Source organism: Ensifer adhaerens, from assembly GCF_000697965.2.
In the GTDB taxonomy this organism is placed as follows: domain Bacteria; phylum Pseudomonadota; class Alphaproteobacteria; order Rhizobiales; family Rhizobiaceae; genus Ensifer; species Ensifer adhaerens.
Genome location: NZ_CP015880.1, coordinates 3479112 through 3490129, shown reverse-complemented (window position 1 = coordinate 3490129; position 11018 = coordinate 3479112). Strand labels below are relative to the sequence as shown.

The window sequence follows — 11018 nt, the reverse complement described above, 5'->3', positions numbered from 1 at the left end:
AATGCGACATTAACCATGCGTAGTTGGCGCTAAAATAGCAGTCGCAGCCGGACCGATCGGCACGAAAAAGGCCCGGAGCTTCCGATCCGGGCCAAGGGCGATCCGCGTGGGGCGGATCGCGACGGGACTGTAGGCGGCGCCGGATTGCCGGCGCCGCGATCCGCTTAGCTGTGGTAGGCGGCTTCACCGTGCGACGAGAGGTCGAGGCCCTCGCGTTCGGCTTCGACGGAGACGCGCAGGCCGACGATCGAGTCCACCAGCTTGTAGAGGATGACGGAGACGACGCCGCACCAGACGATGGTGATGGCAACCGCGGTCAGCTGGGTCATGAACTGGCCGCCCATGGTGACGCCGTCGGCATAACCGATGCCGCCGAGCGACGAGGAGGCGAAGATGCCGGTGGCAAGCGCACCGAAGAAGCCGCCGACGCCGTGGACGCCGAAGACGTCTGCCGTGTCGTCATAGTGGAACTTGTTCTTCACGACAGAGACGAAGAAGTAGCAGAGCGGCGAGACGAGCACGCCCATGACGATCGCGCCCATCGGGCCGGCAATGCCGGCGGCGGGCGTGATGGCGACGAGACCGGCGATCATGCCCGAGGCGGCGCCCAGCATCGAGGCCTTGCCGCGGGTGAAGGTTTCGACGGCCGACCAGGAAAGGATGGCGGCTGCGGTTGCAAGGAAGGTGTTGACGGTCGCGAGCATGGCGCCGCCCGAGGCTTCGAGGTTCGAGCCGGCGTTGAAGCCGAACCAGCCGAACCAGAGCATGGCAGCACCAACCAGCGTCAGCGTCATCGAGTGCGGTGCCATCATGTCGCGGCCGTAGCCGGTGCGCTTGCCGACCATGATCGCGCCGATCAGGCCAGCCACGCCGGCATTGATGTGAACGACGGTGCCGCCGGCGAAGTCAAGCGCGCCCATGCCGAAGAGCAGGCCGTTGCCGTCCCAGACCATGTGGGCGATCGGGAAGTAGACGAAGGTCGCCCAGAGTACCGAGAAGAGCACGGCTGCGGAGAACTTGATGCGCTCGGCAAAGGCGCCGACGATCAGCGCCGGGGTCAGTGCCGCGAAGGTCATCTGGAACAGCATGAAGATGTATTCCGGAATGACGACGCCTTCCGAGAAAGTGGCCGACGTGCTCTCAGTGGTGACGCCGGCGAGGAACATCTTGGCGAAGCCGCCGAAATAGGGGCTGGTCGAGCCGCCGAAGGCGAAGGAGTAACCGTAGACGACCCAGACGATCATCATCGTCGCGCCGATCACGGTGCACTGCATCAGCACCGAGAGCATGTTCTTGGCGCGCACCAGGCCGCCGTAGAACAGCGCGAGGCCCGGGATCAGCATGAAGAAGACGAGAAGCGTCGAGATGAACATAAAGGCGGTATCGGCCTTGTCCGGCACCGGTACAGCTGCGGCCGCCGCCGGTGCCGCTTCCTGCGCGAAGGCCACGGCCGGCGCAAGCAGGGCGGCGGTCATTGCGCCCAGGCGTCCAAGAGAGGTGGAAAGCTTAAGTGATGACATCGAGGTAGTGCTCCCTGAACGGCGTGGTTTACAACGCTTCTGAATCGGTTTCGCCGGTGCGGATGCGCACCGCATGGTCAATGGCGTAGACGAAGATCTTTCCGTCGCCGATCTGGCCGGTCTTGGCGGCTGCGGCGATCGCTTCAACGGCCTTGTCGACGAGTTCTGAAGGAACGGCGATCTCGACCTTCAGTTTCGGCAGGAAGCTCACGGCATATTCGGTACCGCGGTAGATTTCGGTATGTCCCTTCTGGCGGCCGTAGCCTTTGACTTCGGTCACGGTCAGGCCCTGGATGCCGACAGCAGTGAGGGCTTCGCGAACCTCATCGAGCTTGAACGGCTTGATAATGGCCATCACAATTTTCATCTGGTTTCATCCTTGTTCGCCTCCGGCGGAGGCCGTCTCTCCTTGCTGCGGAGCGCCAGAGCGCCGTGCAACCGAACCATGACATTCAAGGGGCGTGCCAGATTCTGACGCTCGACTTAAAGTAATGAAAACAAATAGAAAAAAAGAAAGCCGCAGCACGATTGCTGCGGCGCATCAAAAAATCGTCACTTTAGAAGATTAAAAAATAGGCAGAACGAAGATTCTGCTTATTTCCTATTCAGATGCCTTTTTCCGGATCAACCCTTCCTGGGCGACGGAGGCGATCAGCACACCGGAACGCGTAAAAAGGCTGCCTCTGGTCATCCCGCGGGCACCATGCGCACTCGGACTGTCCTGGGTATAGAGCAGCCAGTCGTCCATCTTGCAGGGCCGGTGGAACCACATGGCGTGATCCAGGCTCGCCACCTGCAGGTTCCGGTCGAAGACCGAAGTGCCGTGCGCATAGAGCGAGGTGTCGAGCAGGGTCATGTCGGAGAGATAGGCAAGGATCGCTGCCTGGATATGGCGCTCGTCCGGAACCGTGCCGACGGCCTTGACCCAGACATCCTGGATCGGCTTGCCGTCGTTGCGGGTAAAATAGTGCTGCAGCGACGCCGGCCGGATCTCGATCGGCCGCGGCCTTTCCCAATAGCGCCGGATTGCTTCGGGCGCGTGGACGAGAAACTTCTCTTTGAGTTCCTGTTCGCCCGGAAGCGTCTCGGGCATGGCGAGATCAGGCATGTCGATCTGGTGGTCGAAACCATCTTCGTCATACTGGAAAGAGGCGGACATCGAGAAGATCGCCTTGCCGTGCTGGATGGCGACCACCCGCCTGGTGGCGAAGCTCGAACCGTCGCGGATGCGGTCGACTTCATAGATGATAGGTACGGAAGGATCGCCCGGCCGCATGAAATAGGCGTGCAGCGAATGCACGTAACGCCCCTCATCAACGGTTCGCTGCGCGGCGACCAGCGCTTGGCCGATCACCTGGCCGCCGAAGACGCGCTGCCAGCCGACCTGCGGGCTACGGCCGCGGAACAGGTTTTCCTCGAGCTTTTCGAGATCGAGAATGGCCAGCAGCGCATCCATGGGGGTGGCGGTCTCGGTGGGGCGCGACATTTCGGCTTTCTCCGATGGTAGGAACGTCGATGGCATTGATCTATATAGACATAAAACGATGCTCAAGTGCGACGGAGAAAGCCGATGCTCGATGTCTTGATTGCCGGTGGCGGCTATGTCGGCCTTTCGCTCGCGGTTTCGCTGAAGAAGGCGGCGCCTCATCTCGACGTGATGGTGATCGACGGCGCGCCGGAAGGCGCCTGGAAGAAGGACCAGCGCGCTTCCGCCGTTGCGTCCGCGGCCGAGCGCATGCTCGACGTGCTTGGCGTCTGGGATGAGATCGCGCCGGAGGCCGAGCCGATCCGCCGCATGGTGATTACCGATTCGAAGGCGGCCGATCCGGTGCGGCCTGTGTTCCTGACCTTCGACGGTGACGGCGGCGAGGGTCGTCCGTTTGCCCATATGGTGCCTAATACGGCGATGGTCGGCGCACTGCGCGGTGCCTGCTCGGCGCTCGGCGTGGTCAATCGCCAGTCGACCATGGTCGAGAGCTTCAAGAGCGGCGACCACGCAGTTGCCGTTACGCTTGCCGGCGGCGAAGAACTGGAGGCCCGTCTTTTGGTTGCCTGTGACGGCGTGCGCTCCAAGCTGCGCGATGCCGCCGGCATCAAGACCGTCGAATTCGACTATGGCCAGTCCGGCATCGTCACCACCGTCGAGCATGAGCGGCCGCACGAGGGCACGGCGGAGGAGCATTTCCTGCCGGCCGGGCCTTTCGCCACCCTGCCGCTCAAGAACAATCGCTCGTCACTGGTCTGGACCGAGCGCACCGAGGACGCCGAACGCCTGGTCAAGGGCGACGATTTCCTGTTCGAGGAAGAACTGGAGCGCCGCTTCGGCCACAAGCTTGGTCACCTGAAGGTGGTCGGCGGACGGCGGGCCTTTCCGCTCGGCCTGACGCTTGCCCGCGATTTCGTGAAACCACGCTTCGCGCTTGCCGGTGACGCCGCCCATGGCATTCACCCGATCTCGGGGCAAGGGCTCAATCTCGGCTTCAAGGATGTGGCAGCACTTGCCGAAACCATCGTCGAGGCGGATCGTCTCGGGCTCGACATCGGTTCGCTCGCGGTGCTTGAGCGCTACCAGAGCTGGCGGCGTTTCGACACGTTCCGCATGGGTGTTACGACCGACGTGCTCAACCGGCTGTTTTCCAACGACATCACCCCGGTCCGGATCGCCAGGGATTTCGGCCTGGGCCTCGTCGACCGGCTGCCATCTCTCAAGAGCTTCTTTATCCGCCAGGCGGCCGGTATTGCCGGGGAGACCGATCCGCGGTTGTTGTCGGGTCAGCCGATCTGAGGCTTTACGGCTGGGGTTGCCCCTCTCCTCGGGTTAAACCCGAGGACTAGCCCTCTCCTCGCAGGATGGGAGAGGGGACGCCTCGCTGCGTTTGCGGGGAGAAGGTGGCCGGCAGGCCGGATGAGGGGCAGTCGAGAACTCTACGGGTAACGGGCCGACGCGGCCCTCAATCCTCGATCTTGCGTGCTTCCGAGATCAGCATGATCGGTACGCCGTCGCGGATGGGATAGGCGAGGCGCGCCTTTTCCGAGATCAGTTCATTGGCTTCGGCGTGATAGCTGAGGCGTCCCTTGGTCAGCGGGCAGACGAGCAGTTCGAGCAGTTTCGGATCGACCTTGCTGGCGTTGATATCCATCTATCCGTTGCTCACTGCAAAATGCTGTCCATATCGCCGAAGTCGCGCGCAAGCACGATTTCGGTGATGGCGATCAGGGTTTCGGCGCGGGTCTTGAGATCGGGAGCCTCGAGCAGCGCCTGTTTCTCCGCCGGGCCATAGGGCGACATCATCGCCATGGAGTTCACGAGCGTGCGGTTGCTCGCCCGCTCGACGCTTTCCCAGTCGGCTTTCAGCTTGTTGGCTTCGAGATAGGCCTTGAAGGCGGCCAGAAGCGCTGCCCGGTCGACGAGGGTCTCGTCGTCGCGGTTTTCGAGATCTGCCGCAAAGGGGCCGATACGGAAGCGACGGTAGCCGCGGGTGCCCCCGACTTCCGAAAACAGCCGGTAGCGGCAGACGCCTGTGAGCGAGGTGATGTAGCGGCCGTCGCCGGTCTCGGCAAAGGAGGTGATGCGGCCGATGCAGCCGACCTCGCAGAGCGCCTGCATCGGTCCGGTGGCGGTGTCGTTGCGGCCCTCGCAGAAGGACGGCTGTACGATGCCGATCAGGCGGTTGCCGGAAAGGGCGTCATCGAGCATGGCGAGGTAGCGCGGCTCGAAGATGTTGAGGGGAAGCTGGGCGCCGGGAAGCAGCAATGCACCGGTCAGCGGAAACACCGGAATGATCTCCGGCAAGTCCTTCGGACCGAGATAGCGTGCATTTCCGACGTGCATTTCCGATAGACCCTGCCGGTATTCGCTTTGCCCCGCCAAGGAAGCGTGGTCAACCAGATCAAAAGATGGTGCGCTGCTTGAAAATCTCAAGGGACGAGCCCGTCGATCTTCACAGGTGAAGATGGATCGTGATCGGATCCGCTTACGAAAAGGGGCGCAGATAGCGCCCCTTTCAAAAACATGTCTGACGGCTCAGGAGAACAGGATCGACGAGAGCTTGCGTCGCGCGGCGATGGTTGCCGGATCCTTCGGGCCCCAAACCTCGAAGAACGAAAGCAGCTCGCGCCGCGCGCCGTCGTCGTCGTAAGCCCGGTCGCGCTTCATGATCGTGAGCAGATGGTCGGCCGCAGCCATCCGGTCGCCCTCGACGTTGCGGATTTTGGCGAGCAGCACGCGCGCCTCGTGATCATCGGGGTTTGCGGCGAGGCGCCGTTCGAACTCGTTGGGATCGCCGAGCTTGCGGGCTTCCTCGATCTGGTCGAGCTTTTTGCCGATGGCGGCAATGCCGGCATCCTTGGCAAGATCTTCCGGTAGGCTGGACAGCGCCTCGCGGGCCTCGGCAAGCTGGCCGAGCGCGATCATGCAATCGACCATGCCGGCGATCGCCAAGACATTTTCCGGGTCGGCCTGCAGCACGGCGCCATAGAGGCCGGCGGCGTTCTCGGCATCGCCGGCATCGATGAGCGCCTTGGCGTCGGCGAGAACCGCCTCGATCTCGGCCTTGCTGTCGTCAACGGCGGGACCGGCGATCTTTTCGATGAACTGCTTGATCTGGCTTTCCGGAACTGCGCCCATGAAGCCGTCGACCGGGCGTCCGCCGACGAAGGCGATGACGGCCGGGATCGACTGGATGCCGAGCTGGCCGGCGATCGAGGGATGATCGTCGATGTTCATCTTGACGAGCTTGACGCGGCCTGCGGCTTCCGTGACCACCTTTTCGATGACAGGGGTCAGCTGCTTGCAGGGACCGCACCAGGGCGCCCAGAAATCGACGAGAACGGGCTGCTGCCTGGAGGCTTCGAGCACGTCCTTGGTGAAGTTGGCAGTGGTGGTTTCCTTGATCAGGTCACCGCCCGACGCGGCCGCCGGCGCCGGCTGGCCGAAGGAGGCCGAAGCCGTCATCTGAGTGCCGAAAGACCCTGCATAGGGATTGTCGCTGCCCGTCATTCTTCTCTCCTCGCCGGCTCGTCCGCCAGCTTACTGCATTCGCGCCAAAGATCGTATGTCAGGCCGTGACTTTCAAGACAAGCGGTTCGTGTCCGGTCGCTTCCATGAAGCGCAACAGATCCTTCGAAGCGATCGAGGTCGTTGCGTCGTTGGAAAGCGGGTGGCAGTTGACGATATCGAACGTCATCAGCGCCTCGTCGAGGATGACCTTGACGTTGCCTCCGGTGTCGTTGATCGCGCCGAAGGCGGTTACGGCCCCCGGAATGACGCCGAGATACTCCATCAGCTTCTCCGGCTTGCCGAAGGATACCTTGCTTGCCGCGCCGATCACCTGGTGCACGGTCTTCAGGTCCACCGTCGCGTGCTCCTCGACGGTGAGCAGGAAATAGTTGTCCTTCTTGTCCTTCACGAAGAGGTTTTTCGTGTGGCCACCGGGCATCTCGTCACGAAGCGCCACCGATTCGGCCACGGTGAAAACCGGAGCGTGGTTCTTCGTCTTATACTCGATTCCAAGTCCATCGAGAAAATTGAAGAGGTCTTCGGCGGTTTTCGGCTGTGATTCACGCATGATTCTCATCCCCACGGCGTTCGTTTCGTCTCTGCTTTAGGGGAGAAGGCCGTCAGGACGCAATCTCACAGGCGGCGAGGCCGGCCGAAAACGCGGCATTTCCGGGCTTTGCGAAGGGTGTCCAAAAAAATATTCGATTTCTCGTCATTTCCCTGTTGCATTCCAAAATCGCTTAGGCCATATACCGCCCGTCGCCGCAAGACAGCGCCGACGCCACGGTCCACCGACTACCCCCGGACCTTGGATGATGAGCGGGTGTAGCTCAGGGGTAGAGCACAACCTTGCCAAGGTTGGGGTCGGGCGTTCGAATCGCCTCACCCGCTCCAATTTCTCCCAACCACTTCATTTCACAGTCATTTCTGGAATGAAACGGCATTTGCCGTCAGGCATTCCATGCGCCGATAGTGCCGTCCGCACCATGTGGTTCGGACCGCCGAGACGGCTCCTTTTGCATTTTGCCTTTGTTGGTAAAGCCGGTCGCCGTTTCCGCGCTCAGCTCTTCATGAACACGTAGTCCGTCTCCTGCCGGCGGATCTCGCCGGGGCGAAGTACCGCGTTCGGGAAGCCGGCGTGGTTGGCCGCATCCGGCCAGATCTGGGTTTCGAGACAGAAGCCGGCAAAGGCGCCGTAACGGCGGCCCTCGAGGCCGGGGACGGGGATGTTCAGCTTTGCGCCGGTATAGAGTTGCACGCCGGGCTCGGTCGTCAGCACTTCCATCGTGACACCCGAATCGATGCTGCGAGCAAGCGCCACCGAATGTTTCGCCATGCGTTCGTTCGAAAGGCAGAAATTATGGTCGTAGGCGATACGCTCGCCTTCGGTCTGGCGGCTGAGCCGCGTCATTTCCCGCAGATCGAAGGCAGTGCCCTCGACCGGGCGGATCTCGCCCGTCGGCACCTGGCGTTCGCTGGTGGGCAGATAATGGTCGGCAGCGATCATGATGTCGTGGCCGAGGGCGTCGGCGCTGCCGTCGAGATTGAAATAGCTGTGCTGGCAGACATTGGCGAGCGTCGCTTGGTCGGTTTCGCTCTCGTAGACGACGCTCAAGACGCCGCCGGGCTTCAGCTGGTAGGTGCAGGTGACCTTGCAGTTGCCGGGATAACCGGCGCGGCCATCCGGGTCGGTAATGGCGAGCGTGATGCTGTCGGGCGTCTGCTTTAGGATCGTCCAGTTGCGCTTGCCGATATTGTCGCTGCCGCCGTGCAGATGCGTGACGCCCTTCTCGTTCAGTTCGAGCTGGTAGGCCTCGCCATCGAGCGTGAAGCGGCCGTTGCCGATGCGATTGGCGCAGCGTCCAGGCGTGGCGCCGAGATAGGGCGAATGGGCGAGATAGCTTTCGAGATCGGTGAAACCGAGCACCAGCGGCGGCTCATGGCCTTCCAGGCGCAGGTCCTGGATCACCGAGCCCCAGGTCAAGACATGGGCGGTGAGGCCGCCACCGGAGAGCACCACACGATGGACCGGCTCGCCGGATGGCAGGTGGCCGAAGATTTCCGTGTTCTGATGCATATTCACCGCTGGCTCCCACTACAGCGCTGCGCGTCTCCCCAGACGCACAAAGGTCGCCGTACACTTTTGAATTGCTGCATGTTTTGTCCTTGGCTCGGTTAGGATCCAAGGAAACATGCAACGGTGCGATCGCAGCAACCTGCGTCATTTCCAAAGGCACGGCAACCGGAAAATCATACTAAATGCGGCCTGGCGCCGTCTCCGGCCTGAGAGCGAAAACATCCAGCTATTCAAGGTGCTACAGCGACCTCTCGGCAGACATGTCAGCGCGACAGCTGCTTGGTGGCCTCCTGCAGGCCGGCGAGCGTCAAGGGGAACATGCGTCCCTCGAACAGGCTCTTCACCATCGTGATCGACTGGGTATAGCCCCAGTGCTGCTCGGGCACGGGATTGAGCCAGATGGAGCGCGGAAAATGAGCCGTCAGACGAGAGAGCCAGAGGGCGCCCGCCTCATCGTTCCAGTGCTCCACCGAGCCGCCGGGGTGGCTGATTTCATAGGGGCTCATCGAAGCGTCGCCGACGAAGATGGCGCGATAGTCGCCGCCGTAGGTGCGCAGCACTTCCGTCGTACGGGTAATGTCGACACGGCGGCGGCGATTGTCCTTCCACAGGCCCTCGTAGACGCAATTGTGGAAGTAGAAATGCTCCATATGGCGGAACTCGCTGCGGGCCGCTGAAAACAACTCCTCGACGATGCGGATATGATCGTCCATCGATCCGCCGATATCGAAGAACATCAGAAGCTTCACCGCATTGCGGCGCTCCGGCCTCGTCACCACGTCGAGATAGCCGTGTTCGGCGGTGGCGCGGATGGTGCCGGAGAGGTCGAGTTCGTCGGCGGCACCCTGGCGCACCCAGCGTCGGAGCCGCTTCAGCGCAACTTTGATGTTGCGCGTGCCGAGCTCGATCGTGTCGTCATAATCCTTGAACTCGCGCCGGTCCCAAACCTTGACGGCGCGGCGGTGGCGCGACTGGTCCTGGCCGATCCGCACACCCTCGGGATTGTAGCCATAGGCGCCGAAGGGCGAGGTGCCGGCGGTACCGATCCATTTTGAGCCGCCCTGATGGCGGCCCTTTTGCTCCTGCAGCCGCTGGCGCAAGGTCTCCATCAGCTTGTCGAAGCCGCCGAGTGCCTCGATCAGGCGTTTTTCTTCCTCGCTCAGATGCTTCTCTGCGAGCTTGCGCAGCCAATCCTCGGGGATGACCGCCTCTTCGCTCGCTTCCATCGGGTTGACTGCTTCGAGACCCGAAAAGCAGTGCTGGAACACCCGGTCGAAGCGGTCGATATGGCGTTCGTCCTTCACCAGTGCCGTGCGCGCCAGATAGTAGAAGGCTTCGACGTCGAAGGTGGCGATGCCCGCCTCCATCCCCTCGATCAAGGACAGGAATTCCCGGAGCGTGACCGGGACCTTCGCTGCCTTGAGTTCGAGGAAGAAGGGAATGAACATCTGACCTCAGCTTTTCCCGGTGCCGATCTCCGCGAGATCGTAGGGCGTCGTCTGGTACATCTCGTTGATCCAGTTGCCGAAGAAGAGATGTGCATGGCTGCGCCAGCGGTTCTGCGGCGGCAGGGTCGAATCGTTGTGCGGGAAGTAGTCGTGCGGCATCTTGATCGGCACGCCCGCATCCACGTCGCGGAAGTATTCGTCCGACAGCGAGGTCGAATCATACTCCACGTGGTTGAACATGTAGAGCCGGTTGCCCTTTTTCTCGTGCACGAGGCAGACGCCCATCTCCTTCGATTCCATCAGGATTTCGAGGCTCGGCACCTTGTCGATGTCGGCGCGGCGCACTTCGGTCCAGCGCGAAACGGGGACGGCGAAATCGTCGGAGAAGCCGTTGAGATAGACGGAGGAGCGGTTGAGGTTCTGGTGACGATAGACGCCGAAGGCTTTTTCCTTCAGCGGATACTTCGGCACGTCGTGGAAGTGATAGATTGCCGCCATCGCGCCCCAGCAGACGTTGAGCGTCGAATGCACGTTGGTCTCGGTCCAGTCGAGGATGCGCTTCAGCTCGTCCCAATAGGTGACGTCTTCGTATTCGAGCGTCTCGACCGGGGCGCCGGTGATGATGAAACCGTCGAACTTGCGGCCCTGCACTTCTTCCCAGGTCTCGTAGAAGGAGAGCAGGTGATCTTCCGAGGTGTTCTTGGCGCGGTGCGCGCCGATGCGCACCAGCGACAGTTCCACCTGCAGCGGCGAAGCGCCGATCAGGCGCGCCATCTGGATCTCTGTCTTGATCTTGTTCGGCATGAGGTTCAGGAGCCCGATCTGGAGCGGGCGGATATCCTGACGGATCGCCACGGTCTCGGTCATCACCCGCACGCCCTCATGCGCGAGGGTTTCGAAGGCGGGCAGCGTATCGGGAATCTTGATGGGCATGGGCTTCCACTCGATCAATACAAAAAAACCGGCAGCGATTG

General features: G+C 61.9%; 11 protein-coding genes and 1 tRNA gene. 2 read left to right on the top strand and 10 right to left on the bottom strand.

The genetic code is table 11. The annotated features are described in order from the left end of the window. Positions 1 to 164: 164 nt before the first annotated feature. The 3 genes from FA04_RS17000 to tesB all read right to left on the bottom strand — a co-directional run bounded on the left by FA04_RS17000 (position 165) and on the right by tesB (position 3006). Complete coding sequence (locus FA04_RS17000) at positions 165 to 1520, bottom strand: ammonium transporter (protein ID WP_034802768.1); 1356 nt, start codon at positions 1518 to 1520, stop codon at positions 165 to 167. A 28-nt stretch (positions 1521 to 1548) separates the two neighbouring features. Further along, a complete protein-coding gene (locus FA04_RS16995; protein ID WP_034802765.1) occupies positions 1549 to 1887 on the bottom strand; it encodes a P-II family nitrogen regulator in 339 nt (112 codons plus the stop codon). Between the two features lie 234 nt (positions 1888 to 2121). After that, on the bottom strand, positions 2122 to 3006 hold the full coding sequence (gene tesB / locus FA04_RS16990; protein ID WP_034802762.1) for an acyl-CoA thioesterase II: 885 nt from the start codon (positions 3004 to 3006) through the stop codon (positions 2122 to 2124). An 84-nt stretch (positions 3007 to 3090) separates the two neighbouring features. Between tesB and FA04_RS16985 the strand changes: the two genes are divergently transcribed. Next, positions 3091 to 4305: a ubiquinone biosynthesis hydroxylase gene (locus FA04_RS16985; protein WP_034802758.1), complete on the top strand. Its 1215-nt coding sequence runs from the start codon at positions 3091 to 3093 to the stop codon at positions 4303 to 4305. 166 nt (positions 4306 to 4471) lie between these two features. On the opposite strand, the gene FA04_RS16980 is transcribed toward FA04_RS16985, so the two are convergent. The 4 genes from FA04_RS16980 to FA04_RS16965 form a co-directional block, all read right to left on the bottom strand. Beyond that, the gene (locus FA04_RS16980) at positions 4472 to 4660 is read right to left on the bottom strand and encodes a Trm112 family protein (protein WP_034802755.1); all 189 of its coding nucleotides are present in this window, start codon (positions 4658 to 4660) and stop codon (positions 4472 to 4474) included. Between the two features lie 11 nt (positions 4661 to 4671). Further along, positions 4672 to 5352: an LON peptidase substrate-binding domain-containing protein gene (locus tag FA04_RS16975; protein ID WP_034802753.1), complete on the bottom strand. Its 681-nt coding sequence runs from the start codon at positions 5350 to 5352 to the stop codon at positions 4672 to 4674. Between the two features lie 192 nt (positions 5353 to 5544). After that, positions 5545 to 6519, bottom strand: coding sequence for a thioredoxin (trxA, locus tag FA04_RS16970; RefSeq protein WP_034802750.1), 975 nt, complete (start codon positions 6517 to 6519; stop codon positions 5545 to 5547). A gap of 58 nt (positions 6520 to 6577) precedes the next feature. Continuing rightward, complete coding sequence (locus FA04_RS16965) at positions 6578 to 7087, bottom strand: prolyl-tRNA synthetase associated domain-containing protein (RefSeq protein WP_082572987.1); 510 nt, start codon at positions 7085 to 7087, stop codon at positions 6578 to 6580. A gap of 251 nt (positions 7088 to 7338) precedes the next feature. Here FA04_RS16965 and FA04_RS16960 point away from each other — a divergent pair. Continuing rightward, positions 7339 to 7413 (top strand) — tRNA-Gly (locus tag FA04_RS16960). A 166-nt stretch (positions 7414 to 7579) separates the two neighbouring features. Here FA04_RS16960 and FA04_RS16955 read toward each other — a convergent pair. From FA04_RS16955 to metA, 3 genes are all read right to left on the bottom strand, one after another. Beyond that, positions 7580 to 8596, bottom strand: coding sequence for an aldose epimerase family protein (locus tag FA04_RS16955; RefSeq protein WP_034802744.1), 1017 nt, complete (start codon positions 8594 to 8596; stop codon positions 7580 to 7582). Positions 8597 to 8859: 263 nt separating this feature from the next. Further along, on the bottom strand, positions 8860 to 10044 hold the full coding sequence (locus FA04_RS16950; RefSeq protein WP_034802741.1) for a vWA domain-containing protein: 1185 nt from the start codon (positions 10042 to 10044) through the stop codon (positions 8860 to 8862). A gap of 6 nt (positions 10045 to 10050) precedes the next feature. After that, complete coding sequence (metA, locus tag FA04_RS16945) at positions 10051 to 10977, bottom strand: homoserine O-acetyltransferase MetA (protein ID WP_034802737.1); 927 nt, start codon at positions 10975 to 10977, stop codon at positions 10051 to 10053. Positions 10978 to 11018 lie beyond the last annotated feature (41 nt).